22 protein-coding genes are annotated in these 21,544 nt (G+C 71.8%); all 22 read left to right on the top strand.

All coding sequences use genetic code 11. The features are described 5' to 3' along the window. The first annotated feature begins 7 nt into the window (after positions 1 to 7). On the top strand, positions 8 to 130 hold the full coding sequence (locus tag VGB14_16060) for a hypothetical protein (GenBank protein ID HEX9994444.1): 123 nt from the start codon (positions 8 to 10) through the stop codon (positions 128 to 130). A gap of 3 nt (positions 131 to 133) precedes the next feature. Then, complete coding sequence (locus tag VGB14_16055) at positions 134 to 781, top strand: NAD(P)H-dependent oxidoreductase subunit E (GenBank protein ID HEX9994443.1); 648 nt, start codon at positions 134 to 136, stop codon at positions 779 to 781. Next, on the top strand, positions 781 to 2,142 hold the full coding sequence (gene nuoF / locus VGB14_16050) for an NADH-quinone oxidoreductase subunit NuoF (GenBank protein ID HEX9994442.1): 1,362 nt from the start codon (positions 781 to 783) through the stop codon (positions 2,140 to 2,142). The genes VGB14_16055 and nuoF overlap by 1 nt, the downstream gene beginning before the upstream one ends. After that, the gene (gene nuoG, locus VGB14_16045) at positions 2,135 to 4,936 is read left to right on the top strand and encodes an NADH-quinone oxidoreductase subunit NuoG (protein ID HEX9994441.1); all 2,802 of its coding nucleotides are present in this window, start codon (positions 2,135 to 2,137) and stop codon (positions 4,934 to 4,936) included. Before nuoF ends, nuoG begins: the two co-directional genes overlap by 8 nt. Further along, positions 4,933 to 6,144 carry an NADH-quinone oxidoreductase subunit NuoH gene (gene nuoH / locus VGB14_16040; GenBank protein ID HEX9994440.1) on the top strand — a complete coding sequence of 404 codons (1,212 nt, stop codon included), beginning with the start codon at positions 4,933 to 4,935 and terminating at the stop codon, positions 6,142 to 6,144. The genes nuoG and nuoH overlap by 4 nt, the downstream gene beginning before the upstream one ends. Beyond that, positions 6,144 to 6,857, top strand: coding sequence for an NADH-quinone oxidoreductase subunit NuoI (gene nuoI, locus VGB14_16035; GenBank protein ID HEX9994439.1), 714 nt, complete (start codon positions 6,144 to 6,146; stop codon positions 6,855 to 6,857). Before nuoH ends, nuoI begins: the two co-directional genes overlap by 1 nt. Further along, positions 6,857 to 7,453 carry an NADH-quinone oxidoreductase subunit J gene (locus VGB14_16030; protein HEX9994438.1) on the top strand — a complete coding sequence of 199 codons (597 nt, stop codon included), beginning with the start codon at positions 6,857 to 6,859 and terminating at the stop codon, positions 7,451 to 7,453. Before nuoI ends, VGB14_16030 begins: the two co-directional genes overlap by 1 nt. Next, positions 7,450 to 7,755 (top strand): NADH-quinone oxidoreductase subunit NuoK, encoded by a 306-nt coding sequence (gene nuoK, locus VGB14_16025; protein ID HEX9994437.1) that lies wholly within the window; start codon positions 7,450 to 7,452, stop codon positions 7,753 to 7,755. Before VGB14_16030 ends, nuoK (VGB14_16025) begins: the two co-directional genes overlap by 4 nt. Before the next feature lie 3 nt (positions 7,756 to 7,758). Next, complete coding sequence (gene nuoL, locus VGB14_16020; GenBank protein HEX9994436.1) at positions 7,759 to 9,750, top strand: NADH-quinone oxidoreductase subunit L; 1,992 nt, start codon at positions 7,759 to 7,761, stop codon at positions 9,748 to 9,750. Beyond that, on the top strand, positions 9,750 to 11,285 hold the full coding sequence (locus VGB14_16015; GenBank protein HEX9994435.1) for an NADH-quinone oxidoreductase subunit M: 1,536 nt from the start codon (positions 9,750 to 9,752) through the stop codon (positions 11,283 to 11,285). Before nuoL (VGB14_16020) ends, VGB14_16015 begins: the two co-directional genes overlap by 1 nt. Further along, positions 11,282 to 12,826: an NADH-quinone oxidoreductase subunit N gene (locus VGB14_16010; protein HEX9994434.1), complete on the top strand. Its 1,545-nt coding sequence runs from the start codon at positions 11,282 to 11,284 to the stop codon at positions 12,824 to 12,826. Before VGB14_16015 ends, VGB14_16010 begins: the two co-directional genes overlap by 4 nt. Positions 12,827 to 12,829: 3 nt before the next feature. Beyond that, the gene (locus VGB14_16005; protein HEX9994433.1) at positions 12,830 to 13,336 is read left to right on the top strand and encodes a hypothetical protein; all 507 of its coding nucleotides are present in this window, start codon (positions 12,830 to 12,832) and stop codon (positions 13,334 to 13,336) included. A 45-nt stretch (positions 13,337 to 13,381) separates the two neighbouring features. Then, positions 13,382 to 13,747 carry an NADH-quinone oxidoreductase subunit A gene (locus VGB14_16000; protein HEX9994432.1) on the top strand — a complete coding sequence of 122 codons (366 nt, stop codon included), beginning with the start codon at positions 13,382 to 13,384 and terminating at the stop codon, positions 13,745 to 13,747. Continuing rightward, a complete protein-coding gene (locus VGB14_15995; GenBank protein ID HEX9994431.1) occupies positions 13,738 to 14,238 on the top strand; it encodes an NADH-quinone oxidoreductase subunit B family protein in 501 nt (166 codons plus the stop codon). Before VGB14_16000 ends, VGB14_15995 begins: the two co-directional genes overlap by 10 nt. Then, on the top strand, positions 14,225 to 15,274 hold the full coding sequence (locus VGB14_15990) for an NADH-quinone oxidoreductase subunit C (GenBank protein ID HEX9994430.1): 1,050 nt from the start codon (positions 14,225 to 14,227) through the stop codon (positions 15,272 to 15,274). The genes VGB14_15995 and VGB14_15990 overlap by 14 nt, the downstream gene beginning before the upstream one ends. Next, positions 15,271 to 16,443 carry an NADH-quinone oxidoreductase subunit D 1 gene (locus VGB14_15985; GenBank protein ID HEX9994429.1) on the top strand — a complete coding sequence of 391 codons (1,173 nt, stop codon included), beginning with the start codon at positions 15,271 to 15,273 and terminating at the stop codon, positions 16,441 to 16,443. Before VGB14_15990 ends, VGB14_15985 begins: the two co-directional genes overlap by 4 nt. Further along, positions 16,444 to 17,481, top strand: a complete 1,038-nt coding sequence (locus tag VGB14_15980; GenBank protein HEX9994428.1) for a complex I subunit 1 family protein — start codon at positions 16,444 to 16,446, stop codon at positions 17,479 to 17,481. 3 nt (positions 17,482 to 17,484) lie between these two features. Next, positions 17,485 to 17,973, top strand: coding sequence for an NADH-quinone oxidoreductase subunit I (locus VGB14_15975; GenBank protein HEX9994427.1), 489 nt, complete (start codon positions 17,485 to 17,487; stop codon positions 17,971 to 17,973). Between the two features lie 4 nt (positions 17,974 to 17,977). Continuing rightward, on the top strand, positions 17,978 to 18,469 hold the full coding sequence (locus tag VGB14_15970; GenBank protein HEX9994426.1) for an NADH-quinone oxidoreductase subunit J: 492 nt from the start codon (positions 17,978 to 17,980) through the stop codon (positions 18,467 to 18,469). Positions 18,470 to 18,482: 13 nt separating this feature from the next. Next, positions 18,483 to 18,782 carry an NADH-quinone oxidoreductase subunit NuoK gene (gene nuoK / locus VGB14_15965; GenBank protein ID HEX9994425.1) on the top strand — a complete coding sequence of 100 codons (300 nt, stop codon included), beginning with the start codon at positions 18,483 to 18,485 and terminating at the stop codon, positions 18,780 to 18,782. A gap of 1 nt (position 18,783) precedes the next feature. Continuing rightward, a complete protein-coding gene (gene nuoL / locus VGB14_15960; protein ID HEX9994424.1) occupies positions 18,784 to 20,877 on the top strand; it encodes an NADH-quinone oxidoreductase subunit L in 2,094 nt (697 codons plus the stop codon). Positions 20,878 to 20,884: 7 nt separating this feature from the next. Then, positions 20,885 to 21,544 (top strand): proton-conducting transporter membrane subunit (locus VGB14_15955; GenBank protein ID HEX9994423.1); only part of this gene is annotated, 660 nt, incomplete at its 3' end.

Genomic DNA, 21,544 nt, shown 5'->3' with positions numbered 1-21,544 from the left:
CCTCCACATCCGGGCCCCGAGCTTCGCCAACCTCCAGTCGCTGCCCCACCTCCTGCGGGGCGGGCTGATCGCCGACGCGGTCGCCGCCATCTCGTCGGTCGACCCGATCATGGGCGAAGTGGACCGCTGACCGATGCCCCGCCTGACGCCGGACAACGTCGCGCTCGCCCAGGAGATCATCGGCCGCTACCCGCGGCCCCGCTCCGCGCTGATCCCCCTGCTCCACCTCGCCCAGGAGCAGGACGGCTGGCTGACGCCCGACGCCATGGAGCACGTCGCCGAGCTGGTCGGGGCCACACCGGCCGAGGTGCTCGGCACGGCCAGCTTCTACGAGATGTTCAAGCGCCGCCCGGTCGGGCGGTACCTGGTCAACATCTGCACGAACATCTCCTGCCAGCTGCTCGGCGCCGAGGAGCTGCTCCACCACGCGGAGACGACCCTCGGCATCCCGCCCGGCGGCACCACCGCCGACGGGCTGATCACGATCGAGGACGCCGAGTGCCTGGCGGCCTGCACCGAGGCGCCGTGCCTCCAGGTGAACTACCGGTACCGCCACCGCGTCACCAACGAGGACTTCGACCGGCTGGTCGAGGACCTGCGGGCCGGCCGCCTGGACGACGAGGTGCCGCCCCACGGCACCCTCCAGCGGGCCCGCCAGCACATCCCCCCGGCCCGCCGGGCGGGCGTCGCCCTCCCCGAGGTCAACGAGGAGCCGGTGTGGCTGGCGGCGGGGCGTCCCGCCCTGGTGGACGGCGACGGCGACCGGGAGGAGCAGGGCTGATGGCCGTCACCGACGCGCCCCGCATCGTGTCGTCGCGCTGGCACCTGGACGACGGCCACACCCTCCGCCGCTACCTCGACACCGGCGGCTACGAGGGGCTCCGGGCCGCGCTGCGCCGCAGCCCTCAGGACGTGGCCGCCGACGTGAAGGTGGCGAGCCTCCTCGGGCGGGGCGGGGCCGGCTTCCCGGCCGGGGTGAAGTGGGGGTTCTGCCCGCCCGGCGTGTTCCCCCGCTACCTCGTGGTCAACGGCGACGAGAGCGAGCCCGGCACCTACAAGGACCGCATCCTCATGGAGCGGGACCCGCACCAGCTGATCGAGGGCGTGCTGATCGCCTGCTACGCGGTCGGCTGCGCCCAGGCCTTCCTGTACGTGCGGGGCGAGATGGCCCTCGCCCAGGAGCGGGTGGCGGCGGCCCTGAACGAGGCCTACGAGGCCGGCTACGTCGGGCGCAACATCCTCGGCACCGACTTCTCGGTCGACGTGGTCCTCCACTGGGGGGCCGGCGCCTACATCGTCGGCGAGGAGACGGCCCTGCTCGAGAGCCTGGAGGGCAAGCGGGGGATGCCCCGGCTGAAGCCGCCGTTCTTCCCGGCGGCCAAGGGCCTGTACCTCCAGCCGACGATCGTCAACAACGTCGAGACCCTCGCCAACCTCCCGTGGATCGCCAGCCAGGGCGGCCAGGCCTTCGCCGACCTCGGCGCCGAGACGTCCACCGGCACCCGCCTGTTCGCCGTGTCCGGCCACGTCAACAAGCCGGGCGTGTACGAGGTCGAGTTCGGGGTCACCACGTTCCGGGACCTCATCTACGCCCCGGTGTACTGCGGCGGCATCCGCGGTGGCCGCAAGCTCAAGGCGTTCATCCCCGGCGGGGCGTCGGCCCCCTGGTTCTTCGAGGAGCACCTCGACCTGCCCCTCGAGGCCGGCGCCGTCGGCAAGGCCGGGTCCATGCTCGGCTCGGGCGCCATCGTCGTCATGGACGAGACAACCGACGTCGTGAAGGCCTGCACCCGCATCGTCCGGTTCTTCTCGAAGGAGTCCTGCGGCAAGTGCACGCCCTGCCGCGAGGGCACGACCTGGCTGCTGAAGATCCTGGAGCGCATCGTGGCCGGCCACGGCCGGCCGGACGACGTCGACCTGCTCCTCGACGTCGGCGACAACATCAGCCCGGGGATCACCTGGCCCCCGAAGCAGACGACGATCTGCCCCCTCGGGCCCTCGGCGGTGTCGCCCATCGCGTCGGCCGTCGCCCGCTTCCGCGACGAGTTCGAGGCCTACGTCGGCGCGCCCACGCCGGTCACCGTGGCCATGGGCGGCAAGGCGTACACGGCGGCACCCGAGGTGGAGGCCGTGCGTGCCTGAGACCGTCACGATCAACGTCAACGGCAAGGAGATCGAGGTCCCGAAGGGCGAGCTGGTGATCGACGCCGCCGAGCGCCACGGCGTCTACATCCCCCGGTTCTGCTACCACCCGCGGATGACGCCGGTCGGCATGTGCCGCATGTGCGTCGTCGAGGTCGACACCGGCCGGGGCCCTGCGCTCCAGCCGGCCTGCATGCTGAACGTCGCCGACGGGATGAAGGTCGACACCCGGTCGGCGGTGACGAAGAAGGCCCAGGACGCCGTCCTCGAGTTCCTGCTGATCAACCACCCGCTCGACTGCCCGGTGTGCGACAAGGGCGGCGAGTGCCCGCTCCAGGACCAGACGATGGCCTACGGGCCGGGCGAGAGCCGCTTCGTCGAGGAGAAGCGGCACTTCGAGAAGCCGATCCCGATCAGCAACCTCGTCTACCTGGACCGCGAGCGCTGCATCCTCTGCGACCGCTGCACCCGCTTCGCCGGCGAGGTGGCCGGCGACGCGTTCATCTCGTTCCTCGAGCGGGGCGGGCAGACCGAGGTCAACACGTTCCCCGACCACCCGTTCGCCTCCTACTTCAGCGGCAACACCGTCCAGATCTGCCCGGTCGGGGCGCTGACGGCGGCGCCGTTCCGGTTCCGGGCGAGGCCCTGGGACATGGAGGCGGCCGAGTCGACCTGCACGGTGTGCGCCGTCGGCTGCCGGATCACGATCGAGTCGTCGAGGGACCAGGTGCTGCGCTACCAGGGCGTGGACGTGGACCCCGTCAACTGGGGCTGGCTGTGCGACAAGGGCCGGTTCAGCTTCCAGTCCATCCAGTCGCCCGACCGCCTGGCCGCCCCGCTCGTGGCCGACGGGGACGGGCAGCGGCCGGCGGGCTGGGGCGAGGCGCTGAGCCGGGCGGCCGAGGGGCTGCGGGGCGCGCTCGACCGGGCCGGCGCAGCGGGGGTCGGCGTGCTGGGCGGGGCCCGGCTGGCCAACGAGGGCGCCTACGCCTGGTCGAAGCTGGCCCGCACGGCGCTCGGCACCGACAACGTCGACGCCCAGCTGGGCGACGGCCTGCCTGCCGACCTCGTGCTCGGCCTTCCGAGGGCCACCATCGACGAGGCGTGCGCGGCGAGGACGGTCGTCCTGCTCGCCCCCGACGTGAAGGAGGAGCTGCCGGTCCTGTACCTGCGCCTCCGCCACGCCGTGAAGGAGTCGCGCACGAGGGTCGTCGAGCTGGCCCCCGCCCGCACCGGCCTGACCGGCCTGGCCGCCGTCTCGCTGCCCTACCGGCCGGGCGAGGTCGGCGCCGTCGCCCGGGCCCTCGCCGGCGGCACCGTGCGGGGCGACGCCGGGGGCGTGGCCGCCGAGGACCTCCGCCGGGCGGCCGAGCTGGTGGCCGACGCCGGCGAGGGCGGGGTGGTCGTGATCCTCGGCCGCCCGTCGCTCGCCGAGAGCGCGGCCTCGGTGGCCGACGCCGCCGCCGTGCTCGCCGGCCTCCCGGGCGCCCGCTTCCTGCCGGCCCTGCGGCGGGGGAACGTCCACGGCGCGCTGGACATGGGCCTGTCGCCAGGGCTGCTGCCGGGGCGCACCCGGCTGGAGGACGGCCGGGCCTGGTTCGAGGAGGCGTGGGGCACGGTGGCGGCCGAGCCCGGGCTCGACGCCACCGGCATCCTCACCGCCGCCGCCGAGGGCCGCCTCGGCGCCCTCGTCCTGCTCGGGGCCGACCCGCTGACCGACTTCCCCGACCGCGACCTGGCCCGCCGGGCGCTGGCCGGGGCCGGCTTCGTGCTCGCCGTCGACACGTTCCCGAACGCCTCGAACCGGCTGGCCGACGTGGTGCTCGCCGCCTCAGGCCTGGCCGAGACCGAGGGCACGACCACCAACATCGAGGGCCGGGTCAGCCGCCTGCACCAGCGGGTGAACCCGCCGGGCACGGCCCGCCCTGACTGGGTGATCGCCTCCGAGCTGGCCTTCCGCCTCGGCGCCGACCTCGGCTTCGAGTCCGTGCAGGGCGTGTGGGAGGAGATCGAGCGGCTCAGCCCCGTCCACACCGGCATGACCTGGGAGATGCTGTCGTCGCCGTCGGCCACCGACGGCGTCGTCGCCCCGCTCGAGCCGGGCACGATCGTGGCCGACGCGCTCACCCTGCGGGACCACGAGGGCGCGGTCGTCACGGGCGGCCCCACCGAGCTGGTCGAGAACGCGCCCGACGAGGCCGCCGCCGGCAAGGAGGGCGAGGCCGCCAGCGCGGCCCTGGCCGGCGAGGGCAGCCAGGACATCGGCGAGCGCCAGGCCGGGCACGCGGAGTCGGCCGTCCGGTCGGCCGAGGCCACCCAGGCCGACGAGGCCAGGGAGCCGGGGGGCGTGCCCGGCAGCGAGGCGCCCGAGGGCGACGCGTCCGGGCGCCGGCCGTCGCCGCTGTCGGTCGACCCGACGCCGGCGGACCGCCCGGCGGAGCTCCCGGCCCGCGACGCCTACTCGCTGCGCCTCGTCGTCCACCGCCGCCTGTACGACCAGGGGACGATGCTCGAGCACGCCGAGTCGCTCGCCCCGCTGGCGCCCGGCGCCGTCCTCCGGCTGCACCCGGCCGACCACGCCCGCCTCGGGGTCGAGCCCGGCGCCGGCGTGCGGGTCAGCTCGTCGAGGGGCACGCTCACCGTCCCCGCCCTGCCCGACGTCGGCGTGCCGAAGGGGACCGCCGTCCTGCCCTTCAACCAGCCGGGGGCGTCGGCCGCCGACCTCATCGACGCCACCGCCCCGGTCACCGACGTGCGGGTCGAGGCGCAGGCGCCGGCAAAGGTGGCGCCGTGATCGGCGACCCGCTGCTGGCCGACGGCCTCGACGGCGGCGACGTCGCCGTCATCCTCGTGAAGGTCGTCGCCGCCTTCACGTTCGTGCTGCTCTCGGTCGTGTTCATGATCTGGTTCGAGCGCAAGCTCATCAGCGACATGCAGAACCGGATCGGGCCCAACCGGGCGGGCCCGTGGGGGATCCTCCAGACCCTCGCCGACGGCGTGAAGCTGTTCTTCAAGGAGGACCTGCTGCCGGACCGGGCCGACCGCGCCGTGTTCCGCCTGGCCCCCTACCTGTCGCTCATCCCGGCGTTCGTGATCTTCTCGGTCGTGCCCATCGGCGGCGTGTTCAACGGCGACCGCACCGGCACGGTCCGCCTCTTCGGCAAGGAGACCGTGCTCCAGGTGGCCGACCCGCCGATCGGCATCCTGCTCGTCCTCGCCATGTCGTCGATCGCCGTCTACGGCGTGATGCTGGCCGGCTGGTCGTCGGGCTCGAAGTACCCGCTGCTCGGCGCCGTGCGGGCCTCGGCCCAGATGGTGAGCTACGAGGCGGCGCTCGGCCTCGCCGTCGTCACCGTCGTGCTCGCCTCCACCCAGGAGGTGGGCGGCAGCATCCTCGGCAGCCTGTCGACCCACGACATCGTCGGCTCCCAGGACGCCTTCACCCGCTGGAACGTGCTCGCCACCGGCATCGTGCCGTTCGTGGTGTTCCTCATCGCGTCCACGGCCGAGCTCAACCGGCCGCCGTTCGACCTGGTCGAGGCCGAACAGGAGCTGGTCGGCGGCTTCCACACCGAGTACTCCTCGGTGCGGTTCGCGCTCTTCTACCTGGCCGAGTTCATGAACACGGTGACGATGTCGGCGATCATCGTCACCCTGTTCTTCGGCGGGCCGAACGGGCCGCTGCTGTTCGGGCCCGACTGGGTCTGGCCGATCCTGTGGTTCCTGGCCAAGCTGCTCGTGTTCCTGTTCGTGTTCGTGTGGTTCAGGGCGACCCTGCCCCGGTTCCGCTACGACCAGCTCATGGACCTCGGCTGGAAGGTGCTGATCCCGCTGTCGCTCGGCTGGCTGCTGCTGCTGGCGGCCACGAGGGTCGCCCAGGACCGGGACTGGAACGTGCCGCTCGTCATGGTGATCGGCCTCGCCGTCGGGATCGCCGCCTACGCCCTGCTGTCGTCGGCCGTGCGGGCCGGCCAGCGGGCCCACGAGGAGAACGCGCGCTGATGGGCTACCTCACCGGCTTCGCCGTCACGTTCCGCAAGCTGTTCCACGGCACGGACTCGGGCGCCGTGGTCACCGACCAGTACCCCGAGGAGAAGCGGTCGAAGGCCGTCCGCTTCCACGGCCGCCACGTCCTCAACCGCTACGAGGACGGCATGGAGAAGTGCATCGGCTGCGAGCTGTGCGCCGGCGTGTGCCCGGCCCGGTGCATCTACGTGCGGGGCGCCGACAACCCGCCCGACGACCCGGTGTCGCCGGGCGAGCGCTACGGCTACGTCTACGAGATCAACTACCTCCGCTGCATCCACTGCGACCTCTGCGTCGAGGCCTGCCCGACCGAGGCGATCACCGAGACCAAGCTGTTCGAGCTCTCCTGGACCAACCGCCAGGACGCCATCTACACCAAGGACGAGCTCCTCGTGGACGACCAGGGCCGGCCGCAGATGCTGCCCTGGGAGGACTGGCGGGAGGGCGAGGCCGAGCACGGGTCGGCCTGGGTGAGGGCGACGGCGCCGAACGGGTCGGCCGCCTACAAGGACCGGGTGGCCTGGTCGGGCGAGCTCGGCTACGGGGTCAAGCCGGTCGACACGAGCGGGCGGTTCACGCCGTCGCGGAAGCCGGCCGGCGCCGGCGAGGGCGACCCCGAGGCCCGCATCTACCGGGGCGCCGCCGCCCGCAGCCAGGGCGCCATGCCCGACCGCCAGGGCCTGCCCTGATGGTCGAGCTGGCCGTCTTCGTGGTGGCCGCGGCCGCCGCCCTGGTGGGCGCGGTCGGCGTGATCTCCACCCGCAACCCGGTGCACTCGGCGCTGCTGCTCGTGCTCACCCTGTTCGGGGTGGCCGTGCTGTTCGTCGCCCAGGACGCCCACTTCCTGGCGGCCGTGCAGGTGATCGTCTACGCCGGCGCCATCGTCGTGCTGTTCCTGTTCGTGATCATGCTGCTCGGCGTCGACCAGGCCGAGAACCTCCGCACCGAGCCGCTGGCCGGCCAGCGCCCGGCCGCCGCCGTCGTCGGCCTGGCCGTGCTCGGCGTGGTCCTCGGGCTCGCCCTCGTCGGCGCCGAGGTGACCGGCGAGCGGTCGGCGGCCGGGGCCATCTCGGCCGAGGCGCCGAACGTCCAGCAGCTGGGCGAGTCGATCTTCACCGACTACCTGTTCGCCTTCGAGATCACGTCCGTGCTGCTGGTGATCGCCGTGGTCGCCGCCGTCGTGCTGGCCCGCAGGGGCCCGGTCGACGGCGTGCTCGACGAGGCCGAGGAGGACGCCGCCGCGGCCAGGGTCGACGAGCTGACCGAGCGCCGGGAGGGCCGGTGAACGTCACCGACACCTGGTACCTCGTCCTCGGCTCGGCGCTGTTCTCGATCGGGGCCGTCGGGCTGCTCGTCCGGCGCAACCCGCTGGTGATGTTCATGTGCGTCGAGCTCATGCTCAACGCCGTCAACCTCACGTTCGTGACCTTCGCCAGCCGCCTCGACGACATCGGCGGCCAGGTCGTGGTCTTCTTCGTGCTGGTGGTGGCGGCGGCCGAGGTCGTGGTCGGCCTCGGCATCATCGTCACGCTGCTTCGCCGCCGGCCCGGCGCCACCGCCGACGACCTCTCGGCGCTGCGGGGGTAGCCGGTGGACAACCTCGTCGACCTCGCCTGGCTGATCCCGGCCCTTCCCCTGGCCGGGTTCGCCGTGCTGCTCGTGCTCGGGCGGCGCCTCGGCGACCCGCTGGCCGGGTGGGTGGCGACCCTCGCCCTCGGCGCCTCGTTCGTGGTGACCGTGCTGGTCGTGGCCGGCCTGCTCGACCGGCCGGGCGAGGAGCGCCACGTCGTGGACCTGGCCTTCACCTGGCTGCCGGCCGGCGGCCTGCACGTGGACGCGTCCTTGCTCCTCGACCCGCTGTCGCTGACGATGGCGCTGTTCGTCACCGGGGTCGGGACCCTGATCCACCTGTACTCGGTCGGCTACATGCACGGCGACGCCCGCTATCCGGCGTTCTTCACCTACCTGAACCTGTTCGCCTTCTCGATGCTGCTGCTCGTGCTCGGGGAGAACCTGCTGCTCACGTTCCTCGGCTGGGAGGGCGTGGGCGCCTGCTCGTACTTCCTGATCTCGTTCTGGTTCACCTCGACGGCCAACGCCTCGGCCGGCAAGAAGGCCTTCGTCACCAACCGGGTGGGCGACGTCGGCTTCATGCTGGCCATGTTCCTCGTGTTCCAGGCCGTCGGCAGCCTGAGCTACGGCGTGCTGCTCGAGGCCGCCCCGGCCATGGCCGCCTCGACGGTGACGGCCGTCGCCCTGCTGCTGTTCGCCGGGGCCTGCGGCAAGTCGGCCCAGCTGCCGCTGTACGTGTGGCTGCCCGACGCCATGGCCGGCCCGACGCCGGTGTCGGCCCTGATCCACGCGGCGACGATGGTGACCGCCGGCGTGTACCTCATGGTCAGGGTGGCGCCCCTGCTCGAGGCCGCCTACGACTGGGTGCCGACCCTGATCGCCGTCGTCGGCGTGCTCACCGCCCTGTTCGCGGCGACGATCGCCGTCGCCCAGAACGACATCAAGCGGGTCCTCGCCTACTCCACGATCAGCCAGCTCGGCTACATGTTCCTCGCCGTCGGCAGCGGCGCCTACGTGGCCGCCGTGTTCCACATGGTCACCCACGCCTTCTTCAAGGCCCTGCTGTTCCTCGGGGCCGGCTCGGTGATCCACGGGATGCACGACGAGCAGGACATGCGGCGGATGGGCGGGCTGCGGCGGTTCCTGCCGGTCACCGCGGCGACGTTCATCGTCGGCTGGCTGGCCATCGCCGGGGTGCCGCCCTTCGCCGGGTTCTGGTCGAAGGACGAGATCCTCTCCTACGCCTGGCAGAAGAGCCCGCTGCTCTGGGTCGTCGGCCTCGTGACCGCGCTGCTGACCGCGTTCTACATGAGCCGGCAGGTCTACCTCGTGTTCTTCGGCGACCCCCGCTGGCAGCGGGCCGAGGGGGAGGAGCCGGCCGGCGTGCAGGGCGAGGCGGCCGCCGCCCGCCACGGCGACGAGCCGGCCCAGCACGCCACCCACGGCGAGGGCGCCCACGGCGAGCTGCACCCCCACGAGGCGCCGTGGACGATGGCCGTGCCCCTCGTGGTGCTGGCCGGCCTCTCGATCGTCGGCGGGGGCCTGAACCTGCCGTTCTCCGACGACACCCGCCTGCTCGAGCGGTGGCTGGCGCCGGTGGTCGAGGAGGTCGAGGTCCACCTCGACCTGTCGGGCGCGACGCAGGTCGGCCTGGCCGCCGTGTCGGCGCTGGCCGCGCTGGCCGGCATCGTCCTCGCCGCCGCCGTCTACCTCCGCCACCGGGCCGACGCCCGCCGCTTCGAGCCCGACGTGCTGCGCCGGGCCTGGCGGGTCGACGAGCTGTACGCCGCGTTCATGGGCGGCCCCGGCCGCCGCCTGTTCGACGCCGCCGCCTGGTTCGACCGCACCGTCGTGGACGGCGCCGTGAACGGCGTGGCCACCGTCGTCCGGGGCGGGGGCTCGGCACTCCGCACCGTGCAGACCGGCTTCGTGCGCAGCTACGCCCTCGGCGTCGCCGCCGGGGCCATCGTCCTCGTCGCCGTCGTCCTGGCCAGGGTGGCCCTGACCTGATGAGCGACTTCCCGTACCTGACCTCGATGGTCGTCGTGCCGGCGGCGGGGGCGCTGCTCGTCGCCCTCGTCCCCCGGCGCCGGCCCGAGCTCGTCCGCCTCGTCGCGCTCGTCGCCACCCTCGCCGCCGCCGTGCTCACCATCGGCCTCCTGGCCGAGTTCGAGGTCGGGGCGGCCGGGTTCCAGTTCGAGGTGAACCAGCCGTGGGTGTCCGACCTCGGGATCGCCTGGCACCTCGGCGTCGACGGGATCTCGCTGTTCCTCGTCGTGCTGACCGGGATCCTGTTCCCGATCGCCATGCTCGGCGCCGACCCCCACCACGACGCCAAGCCGTACTACGCCTGGCTCCTGCTGCTCGAGGCCGGCTGCCTCGGCGTGTTCGTCGCCCTCGACCTGTTCCTGTTCTTCGTCTTCTTCGAGATCGTCCTCGTCCCGATGTACTTCCTGATCGGCGGCTGGGGCTACGGCCGGCGGGTCTACGCCGCCCTCAAGTTCTTCCTGTTCACGATGGCCGGCTCGGCGTTCATGCTGGTCGGCACCCTCGCCCTCGTGTTCATCCACGCCTCGAACACCGGCGGGCCGGTCACCTTCGACCTCGTGACGATCGCCAACGACCAGGCCATCGGCGAGGCGACGGCCCGCTGGCTGTTCCTCGCGTTCGCGGTGGCCTTCGCCGTCAAGGTGCCGCTGTTCCCGCTGCACACCTGGCTGCCCGACGCCCACACCGAGGCGCCGACGGCGGGCTCGGTGATCCTCGCCGGCGTCCTGCTGAAGCTCGGCACCTACGGCTTCCTCCGCTTCGGCCTGTACCTGTTCCCCGAGGCCGCCACCTGGTTCGCCCCTGCCATGGTCACCCTCGGCGTGATCGGGATCATCTACGGCGCCGCCGTTGCCACCATGCAGCGCGACCTGAAGCGGCTCGTCGCCTACTCGTCGGTCGCCCACCTCGGGTTCATCGTGCTCGGCACGTTCGCCATCACCACCCAGGGCATGCAGGGCGGCGTGCTCCAGATGGTCAACCACGGCATCTCGACCGGGGCCCTGTTCCTCCTCGTCGGGATGATCTACGACCGTCGCCACACGAGGGAGATCGCCCGCCTGCGCGGCCTCCAGCGCAGCGCCCCGGTGCTGGCCGGCGTGTTCACCGTCGTGATGCTCTCGTCGCTCGGCCTGCCGGTGCTGAACGGGTTCGTCGGCGAGTACCTGATCCTCATCGGCTCCTGGCTCACCCGGCGGTGGTGGGTGGTCGTCGCCTCCTTCGGCGTCGTCCTCGCCGCCCTCTACCTGCTCTGGGCCTACCAGCGGGTCTTCCACGGCGAGCCGGACGCGGAGAACGAGGCCATCCCCGACCTCCGCTGGAGCGAGCGCCTCGTGCTCCTGCCCCTGCTCGTGCTGATCGTCGGCATCGGCGTGTACCCGAGGCCGATCCTCGACCGCATCGAGCCGTCGGTCGACGCGCTGATCGCCCACGTCGAGGAGCACTCGGACTACCGGCAGCCGATCGTGGCCGCCGAGGGCGAGGAGGCGCGGCGGTGACCGGCCCGGTGCTGGCCCAGCTGACCGAGATCCCGACCGGGGAGGGCGGCATCGACGTCCCCGACGTCGCCTGGGACGCGCTCGGGCCGATCCTCGTCCTCGTGACCGGCGCCCTGCTCCTCCTCACGGTCACGGCCCTCGTGCACCGGTCCCGCCACCCGCGGGGGATCTACGCCGGGTTCACGGTGGGCACCGCGCTCGTCGCCATGGGCTTCGCCGTCCCGCTGTGGACGAGGGTGCAGGACGCCGACCGGGGGCCGTTCAGCGCGGTCGCCGGCGCCGTCGGCATCGACGGGTTCTCGATCTTCGCCACGTTCGTGATCTGCGCGTCGGTGGTGCTGGCCGCGCTCCTCGCCGACGGCTACCTGCGCCGGGAGGGCCTCGACGGCCCGGAGCTGTACGTGCTCATGCTGCTGTCCGCCTCGGGCGGGCTGATCATGGCCGCGGCCAACGACCTGATCGTGATGTTCCTCGGCCTCGAGATCCTCTCGATCTCGGTCTACGTCCTCGCCGCCATGCACCTGCGCCGCCTGACCTCCCAGGAGGCGGCCCTCAAGTACTTCGTGCTCGGCGCCTTCTCCTCGGCCTTCTTCCTCTACGGCATCGCCCTCGTCTACGGGGCCACCGGCACGACCAACCTGGCCAGGATGCTGACGTTCTTCTCCGAGAACGTGCTCGACGACCGGGCCCTGCTCCTCGCCGGCATGGCGCTGCTGCTCGTCGGCTTCGGGTTCAAGGTGGCGGCCGTGCCGTTCCACTCGTGGACCCCCGACGTGTACCAGGGGTCGCCGTCGCCGGCCGTCGCCTACATGGCCTCGGGCGTGAAGGCGGCCGGGTTCGCCGGCCTGCTCCGGGTGCTGTTCCTCGGGTTCCAGACGTTCTCGGTCGACTGGCAGCCGATCGTCTACGGGCTGGCCGCGCTCACCCTCGTGGTCGGGTCGGTGCTCGCCATCGTCCAGCGCAACGTGAAGCGGATGATGGCCTACTCGTCGATCAGCCACGCCGGGTTCGTGCTCGTCGGCGTGCAGGCGGCGACCGAGCGGGGGACGGCGGCGGCGCTGTTCTACCTGGCGTCCTACACGTTCATGATCGTCGGCACCTTCGGGGTCATCACGATCGTCGGCCGCCGGGGCGACGCCCGCCACGACCTCGACGACTACCGGGGCCTCGCCGCCCGCCGGCCGCTGCTGGCCTTCGTGTTCACGGTGTTCCTGCTGGCCCAGGCGGGGGTGCCGTTCACGTCCGGCTTCTTCGCCAAGTTCTACGTGATCGCCGCCGCCGCCGAGGCCCACTCCTACGGGCTGGCGCTGGTCGCCATGCTCTCGGCCGTGGTCGCCGCCTTCCTGTACCTGCGGGTGACCGTGAGCATGTACATGGCCGACGACGAGGCCGGCGCCGACGGCCCGCCGCTGCGGGTGCCGTGGGCCGCCGGCGTGGCCCTCGCCGTCGCCCTCGTCTTCACCGTCGTGGTCGGGGTGCTGCCCGACCCGGTCGTCGACGCCGCCAGGGACGCCGTCCCCGCCCTCGTCGCCAGCGGCTGAGCGGTGGCCGTCCCGGCCGCCCGGCACCGGCTGCGCACCGTCCTCGCCGCGCTGGCCGGGGTGCTCCTCCCCGGGGGCCTCGTCGTCCTCGCCGCCGGGGCGGTCGCCTCCGACGAGCCGGGCGCCTACGCCGCGGTGGCCGCCGTCCTCCTCCCGGTCAACGGCCTCGTCCTCGACCTGGCCGCCCGCCGGGCGCTGACGACGGCGATCGAGGCCGGGTCGGAGGCGCCGGCCGCCTCGGGCGTGGCGCCGGCCGGGCGGACGGCCGCCGGCGCCGTCGTCCTGCCGGTCGCGCTCGTCGCCGTCGGCCTCGTGCCCGTCCTCCTCGGCCTGGTCGGCTCGCCCCTGCCCGGCGCGCTCGCCATCGGCGCGGCCGCGGCCGCCGAGCTGGCCCGCCGCCGGGTGGCCGAGCTCGAGGCCGACCGGGACGTCGAGGTCCTCGTCGACCGGCCGACGGCCTGGTCACGCACGGTGTCGTGGCGGGCGCGCGACGACGGCCGCGCGCCGTGAGGCCGGCACTTTGGTGCCTGTGAGCGCGATCACTAGGATCGAGGCGTGTCGGCGTTCCTACGCGACTACCTGACGGTCGCCATCTTCGGGTCGGCCGCCGTCGTCCTCGTCGCCGCCATGCTCGGCCTCGGTGCCCTGGTCCGGCCCAACCGGCCCACCAGGGACAAGTCGATCGCGTACGAGAGCGGGGTCGACCCCGTCGGCTCGGGGTGGTCCCAGAGCCAGATCCGGTACTACCTGTTCGCCCTGCTGTTCGTCATGTTCGACGTCGAGGCCGTGTTCATCTTCCCGTGGGCCGTCCGCCTGGAGGCCTTCGGGGTGTTCGGCCTGGTGGAGATGCTGGTGTTCATCGTCATCCTGGCCCTGGGTCTGGTCTACGCCTGGCGGAAGGGAGTCCTGCGATGGGTCTAGTGGAGAAGGGCAAGATCCCGAAGCCACTCAGCTGGCTGCTCAACACGAGCCGCAAGTACTCGCTCTGGGTCTACCAGTGGGGCCTCGCCTGCTGCGCCATCGAGATGGGCGCGGCGTTCGGGTCGCCCCGCTACGACGTGATGCGCCTCGGCGTCATCCCGTTCCCGTCGAGCCCGCGGCAGGCCGACCTGGTCTGCATCTCGGGCACGGTGACCGACAAGATGGCGCCGGCCCTGGTGCGGCTGTACGAGCAGATGCCGGACCCGAAGTACGTGATCTCGATGGGGTCGTGCGCCAACTGCGGCGGCCCGTACTGGGACAGCTACTCGGTCACCAAGGGCGTGGACCAGCTCATCCCGGTCGACGTCTACGTGCCCGGCTGCCCGCCCCGCCCGGAGGCCCTCCTCGAGGGCATCCTCCTGCTCCAGGAGCGCATCCAGTCCGAGGACATGGCGGAGCGCTGGAGGGGTGAGCCCATTGTCGTCGGCTGACACCGCGACCGCCGCGGAAGGGGTCGACGCCCTCCGCCAGGGCGCCGTCGACGCGCTCGTCGCCGGGCTCGGCGACGCCGTGCTCGAGACGTTCACCCGCCCGAACGACGACGTGTGGGTGAGGGTCAGGCGCGACGCCTGGCTGGAGGCGGCCCGGGTCGCCCGCGACGCCGGGTTCACCTACTTCTGCTTCGTCTCGGCCATCGACTGGATGCCGTCGCCGTTCGGCAAGGACGAGGACGCCCAGGAGGACCTCGTCGTCTCCGGCGCGTCGCGCCGCCCGCAGGGCGAGACCCGCACCGGCGTCGCCGGCGGCGACACCCGCTTCCAGGTGCTCGGCCGGCTGGTGCGGCCCCGCACGTCGTTCGGGCTGCACCTGAAGGCCGACCTCGACGACCCGCCCGTGGTCGACTCGTGGACCCCCGTGTACGCGGGCGCCGACTGGCACGAGCGCGAGGCCTGGGAGATGTACGGCATCGAGTTCGTCGGCCACCCCCGCCTGTACCACATCTACCTGCCGGGGGAGTTCGAGGGCCACCCCCTCCGCAAGGACTTCCCCCTGCTCGCCCGGCGGGTGAAGCCGTGGCCGGGCATCGTCGACGTCGAGGTGATGCCGGGCGAAGACGAGGCGGCCGCCACCACCGAGGCCGTCGCCGAGGCGAACACCGGCGACGGGCCGGCCTCGGTCGCCCTCCCCGACGCCGACCAGGCCGCCACGGCCGCCGACCTGGCCCCGGCCGACGCGCCCGCCGAGGCGCCGGCCGTGGGCGACCCCGACAAGAAGCCTGCCGTCGCCGCCCCCGTGCCGGCCCACGGCGAGGTCGCCTCCATGGACCAGCTCCAGGAGGGCGACACCGCCGTCGAGGAGGCCGGTGGCGGCGGCGTCGACACCACCGGCATCCCCACCGGCGAGGCCGACACCGGCCGGCCGGGGCAGGGCGGCACCGGCCAGCAGGCCACCGACGCCGCTCGCGCCCCGTCGGACCGCAGCCGGGAGCAGCCGTCGCCGGGGGAGCCCGAGGAGCGTGAGGCATGACCGCCATCACCGAGCGCCAGCAGGCCGCCTACGTGGCCGGCGTGGCCGCCGACGCCCGCGTCAACGTCGAGCTCGAGACCGAGGGGATGACCCTCAACATCGGGCCCCAGCACCCCGCCACCCACGGCACCCTCCGCATCGTGGCCAAGCTGGACGGCGAGCAGGTGATCTCCGCCGAGCCGGTCATGGGCTACATGCACCGGGGCTACGAGAAGCTGACCGAGGTGCGGACCTACCCCCAGGTCATCACCCTTGTCAACCGCATCGACTGGCTGGGCTCGTTCACCAACGAGATCCCCTTCGTCCTCGCCGCCGAGAAGCTGATGGACGTCGAGGCCCCGCCGAGGGCCCGCTGGATCCGCACGATGCTGTTCGAGATGGGGCGGATCTCGAACCTGACGCTGTTCCTCGGCGACATGGGCGTCCAGCTCGGCGCCCTCACCCCGGTCTTCTACGCCTTCCGGGACCGCGAGGCCGTCCTCAACCAGATCGAGGCGGCGAGCGGCGGCCGGTTCCACCCGAACTACGACCGCATCGGCGGCCTGAAGGACGACCTGCCGAAGGGCTGGATCGCCGAGACGAAGGCGTCGATGGAGCGCATCCGCCGCTTCTGCGACCAGGTCGAGGAGCTCCTCATGGGCAACGAGATCTTCGAGGCCCGCACGAGGGGCATCGGCGTGGTCCCGCCCGAGGTCGCCCTGTCCTACGGCCTGTCGGGGGCCAACATCCGGGCCAGCGGGATCGACTGGGACCTCCGCAGGGACACCGACGTCCCGATGGCCTGGAAGGAGTGCGACTGGAAGGTCTGGACCCACCCGGACGGCGACTCGTTCGCCCGCTACTGGGTCCGGCTCCAGGAGGTCAGGGAGTCGACGAAGATCGTCGACCAGCTCTGCGACGGGCTCCCCTCGGGGCCGATCATGGCCAAGGTCCCCCGCATCATCAAGGTGCCGGAGGGCGAGGCCTGGATCTCGACCGAGAACCCGCTCGGCGAGATGGGCTACTACGTCGTGAGCAAGGGCGACATCGGCCCGTTCCGCTGCAAGATCCGCACGCCCTCGTTCAACAACATCTCGATCACCCCGTGGCTGCTGAAGGGCGTGTTCGTGCCGGACATCATCACGATCCTGGCCAGCCTGTACTTCATCCTCGGGGACATCGACCGCTAGATGGACGCCGTCCTCGCCCTCGAGCTGGCGTACTGGCAGCAGACCCTCATCAAGGTCCTGGTCGTCCTCGTCGTCGTGCCCACGAGCACGGCGATCATCGTCCAGACGTTCCTGTTCAAGACCATGGCCCACATGCAGAGCCGGCTCGGGCCCATGGAGGCCGGGCCCCACGGGTCGCTCCAGCTGCTGGCCGACGGCGGGAAGTTCGTCCAGAAGGAGCTGCTCGCCCCGGCCCAGGCCGACCGGCGGGTGTTCGCCCTGGCCCCGCTCGTCGTGCTGGTCTCCACGTTCCTCGTGTTCGTGGTGGTGCCGGCCTCCCCGTCGGGGGTGGGCGAGGCGCTCGACACCGGCGTGTTCTACGCGCTGGCGGTGTCGTCCATCTCGGTCATCGGCATCCTCATGGCCGGCTGGTCGTCGGCCAACAAGTACGCGCTGCTCGGCGGCCTCCGGGCCGCCGGCCAGCTCATCGCCTACGAGCTGCCGCTCGTGCTCGCCGTCGTCGGGGTGGCCATCCAGGCCGAGACCCTGAGCCTGAACGGGATCGTCGCCGCCCAGGCCGAGGGCGAGATCTTCGGCTTCGGTGCCCTCGGCAACCCGTTCATCCTCACCCAGTTCGTCGGGTTCGTGATCTTCCTGATCGCCGCCCAGGCCGAGCTCACCCAGACCCCGTTCGACATGCCGGTGGCCGAGTCCGAGCTGGTCACCGGCTACCAGGTGGAGTACACGGGCCTCCAGTTCCTGTTCTTCTACATCGGCGAGTTCGCCACGGCGTTCGCGCTGGCGGCGATCGGCGCCACCCTGTTCTTCGGCGGCTGGTGGGTCCCGGGCCTCGACATCGACGGCGGGCTGGCGGCCAACGTGATCGGCCCCGTCGTCCTGTTCGTCAAGGTGATGGCGATCTCGTTCGTGATCTTCTGGGTCCGGTTCACCTACCCCCGGTTCCGGGAGGACCAGCTCCAGCAGTTCGCCTGGAAGTTCCTCATCCCGGTCTCGCTCGCCAACATCCTCGTCACCGGCGTCCTGAAGGTGGTGCTCTAAGCCATGGCGCAGCTGCCCGGCCTCCTGAAGGGCCTGGGGGTCACGTTCAAGACCATGACCAAGCCCGCGGTCACGGTCCAGTACCCGCACGTGAAGGAGACGCCGCCCACGCGGGCCCGCGGCGTGATCGCCCTGCTCGAGGAGAACTGCACCGTCTGCATGCTGTGCGCGCGCAGCTGCCCGGACTGGTGCATCTACATCGAGGGCCACAAGGAGAAGGCGCCGCCCCGCCGGGCCGGCGGCAAGCCGAGGACGGTCAACGCCCTCGACCGCTTCGACATCGACTACGCCCTCTGCATGTACTGCGGGATCTGCGTCGAGGTGTGCCCGTTCGACGCCCTGTTCTGGAGCCCGGAGTTCGAGTACTCCGAGCCCCGCATCGCCGACCTGCTCCACGACAAGGAGCGCCTCGGCGAGTGGATGGAGACCGTGCCCGACTTCGAGGCCTACGAGTCGGGCAGCCAGCAGAAGCCCCGCAAGGTCCCCCGCTAGCGACATGGTCGCCCAGAACGTCGCCTTCGGGATCATCGCCGCCGTCGTCGTCCTGTCGGCCATCCGGGTGGTCACCACCGGCAACGTCGTGCACGCCGCCCTCTACCTGGTGCTCGTGCTCGCCGGCGTGGGCGCGAGCTACGTGCTGCTGGCCGCCGAGTTCGTCGCCGTCGTCCAGGTGCTCGTCTACATCGGCGCCATCGTCGTGCTCTTCCTGTTCGGCATCATGCTGACGAGGGCGCCCATCGGGCGGATGCCCCGGCTCGTCCACGACCACTGGTACGCGGGCCTGTTCACGGCCGTGCTGCTCGCCGCCGTCCTCGGCTACGTGCTGATCGACGCCTTCGAGGACGTCGAGGTCGAGCCGGGCACGGTCGGGACGACCGCCCTCGTCAGCGACAGCATCTTCTCCACCTACCTGATCCCGTTCGAGGTCGTGTCGGTGCTCCTGCTGGCCGCCCTCGTCGGGGCCATCGTCCTCGCCCGCCGGGACTAGGAGCCGCGCCCCCATGCTCCTCAACCAGTTCCTCCTGCTCGGCGCCGCCCTGTTCTGCATCGGCGTCTACGGCGTGCTCGCCCGGCGCAACGGCGTGATGGTGCTGATGTCGATCGAGCTCATCCTGAACGCCGTCAACGTGAACCTGGTGGCCTTCGGCGCCTTCCGCGACTCGGTGGTCGGCCAGGTCTTCGCCCTGTTCGTGATCACGATCGCGGCGGCCGAGGTCGGCGTGGGCCTCGCCATCGTGCTGCTCATCTACCGGAACCGGACCAGCATCGACCTCGACGAGGTCGACCTCATGAAGGGCTGACGTGCTCGACTCCGCCTGGGTCATCCCCTGCCTGCCGGCCGCCTCCTTCGTCCTGATCCTGTTCTTCGGCAAGCGCCTGCCGAAGGGCGGCTCCGAGCTCGGCATCGCCGCCGTCGGGCTGGCGTTCCTGCTGTCCTGCGTCGCCGGCGTCCAGTGGATCCAGCGGGTGAACGACGCCGGGCACCACGAGGCGGCCATGGCGTTCCAGGAGGAGCACGGCGGCGAGGAGGGCGGCGTGCCGGCCGAGGGCGAGCACGCCGGCGCCGAGCCGGTGACCACCGAGGTGACCTGGCTCCAGAGCGGCGGGCACGAGTTCACGGCCGGGACCCTGGTCGACGGCCTCACCGTGATGATGCTGTTCGTCGTCACCACGGTGTCGCTGCTCGTGCACGTGTACTCCACCGACTACGTGCACGGCGACCGCCGCTACACCCACTTCTTCGCCTTCCTCAGCCTGTTCACGGCCTCGATGCTGGCCCTCGTCATGGCCCGCAGCACCCTCCAGCTGCTGGTGTGCTGGGAGCTGGTCGGGCTCTGCTCGTTCGTGCTCATCGGCCACTGGTGGGAGGAGAAGGCGAACTCCGACGCCGCCCTCAAGGCCTTCCTCACCAACCGGGTGGGCGACGTCGGCCTCATCGTCGGCGTGATCGTGCTGTTCTTCGCGGCCGGAACCTTCGACATCGTCGAGATCAACACGGCGGCGAACGAGGGCGCCATCAGCCACCTGCTCCTGCTGGTGGCGTCGTGCTCGCTCATCGCTGCCGTCATGTCGAAGAGCGGCCAGTTCTTCCTCCACACCTGGTTGCCCGACGCCATGGCCGGCCCCACCCCGGTGTCCGCCCTGATCCACGCGGCGACCATGGTCGTCGCCGGCGTGTTCATGGTCGCCCGCATGTACGGCGTGTTCTGGAACGGCCTGTCGATCGGGGACGCCAACCTCAACCTGCTGGCCGTCATCGGCGGGGTCACCACGCTCGTCGGGGCCAGCCTGGCCTTCGTCCAGAGCGACATCAAGAAGGTGCTCGCCTACTCGACGATCAGCCAGCTCGGCTACATGGTCCTCGCCCTCGGGGTGGGCGCCTGGACGGCGGCCGTGTTCCACCTCTTCACCCACGCCTTCTTCAAGGCCTGCCTGTTCCTCGGGGCCGGCTCGGTCAGCCACGCCGTGCACAGCTTCGACATGAAGGCCGACATGGGCGGGCTGCGGAAGTGGATGCCCCAGACGTTCCGCACATTCGTGATCGCCTCGATCGCGCTCGCCGGCATCCCGCCCCTCGCCGGGTTCTGGTCGAAGGACGAGATCCTGGCCGGGGCCTCCCAGCTCGGCGGGGGCGGCGACGGCTACCCGGTGGTGCTGGTGATGGGCTCGATCACCGCCCTGCTCACCGCCGCGTACATGACCCGGGCCGTCTACCTCACGTTCTTCGGCGAGTTCCGCGGCCACGGGCACCCGCACGAGTCAGGGCCCCGAATCGTCGTGCCCCTCTGGATCCTCGCCGGCCTGGCCATCGTGGCCGGGTTCGCCAACCTGCCCGAGGCGCTCGCGCCCGAGGGGGTCGCCCTCCGCTTCGAGCACTACGTGGAGCCGGTGGCGGCGTACTTCCCGGACATCGCGCATCCCGAGTTCAGCTGGGCCCTCGCCGCGGTGTCCACGCTGCTGGCCCTGTCCGGCGTGGCCGCCGGCTACGCCTGGTACTTCCGCAACCTCGGCCCCCACGGCATCTCCGAGCGCAACCGGGCGGCGGGCTTCGGCCACCGGCTGCTCGTCAACCGCTACTACCTGGACCACCTGTACACCGGCGTGATCGCCGGCGGCATCAAGGGCCCGGTGGCGAGGGCCGCCTACTGGGTCAACCAGAAGGTGATCGACGGCGTGGTGAACGGCGCCGGCCTCGGCGCCCGGCGCGCCGGCCACTACGTGTACGACGTCGTCGACCAGAAGGTCGTCGACGGTGTGGTGAACGGCACCGGCCTGACCGCCGAGGGATCGGGCCAGGTGCTGCGCGGGATCCAATCCGGCAAGGTCCAGCAGTACGCCGCGCTGCTCTTCGCGGGCGCGGCGCTGCTGGCCGGCGTCTTCGTGATCGTCATCTAGGAGCGACGTGGAGGACTTCCTGAACGACTGGGGCCTGACGCTCGGCGTGTTCCTGCCGGCCGTCGGCGCCGTGGTCATGCTGTTCGTGCCCCGCCGCAACGAGGCGGCGCTGAAGGGGGTCGCCCTGGTGACGACCCTCGCCACGGCCGCCGTCGGCGTCCTGCTGCTGTCGTGGTTCGACTACGACCGCGCCGGCGACCTCCAGTTCACCGTCGACCGGTCCTGGATCGACGTCATCGACAGCCGCTACCAGATGGGCATCGACGGCATGTCGCTGCCCCTGCTGGCGCTGTCGATGCTGGTGACGGTCCTGTGCGTCGTCTACTCGCTCGACCACTTCCCCGAGCCGCGGAACCCGAAGGCGTTCCTCACCCTGCTGCTCGTGCTCGAGGTCGGCATGAACGGCACCTTCGTCGCCCAGGACCTCATCCTCTTCTTCGTCTTCTTCGAGATCGTGCTGCTCCCGATGTACTTCATGATCGGGGTCTGGGGCGGCGAGCAGCGGCAGTACGCGGCGATCAAGTTCTTCCTCTACACCCTGTTCGGCTCGGCCCTGATGCTGCTCGGGTTCCTCGCCCTGTACTTCAAGACCGGGGCCGACTCGTTCTCGATCCAGGCCCTCGCCGACGCGGCCGGCACCATCCCCCACAGCACCCAGCTGTGGATC

It is taken from the genome of Acidimicrobiales bacterium (genome assembly GCA_036399815.1).
GTDB lineage: Bacteria > Actinomycetota > Acidimicrobiia > Acidimicrobiales > DASWMK01 > DASWMK01.
This window is presented reverse-complemented; position numbering and strand designations above follow the sequence as displayed.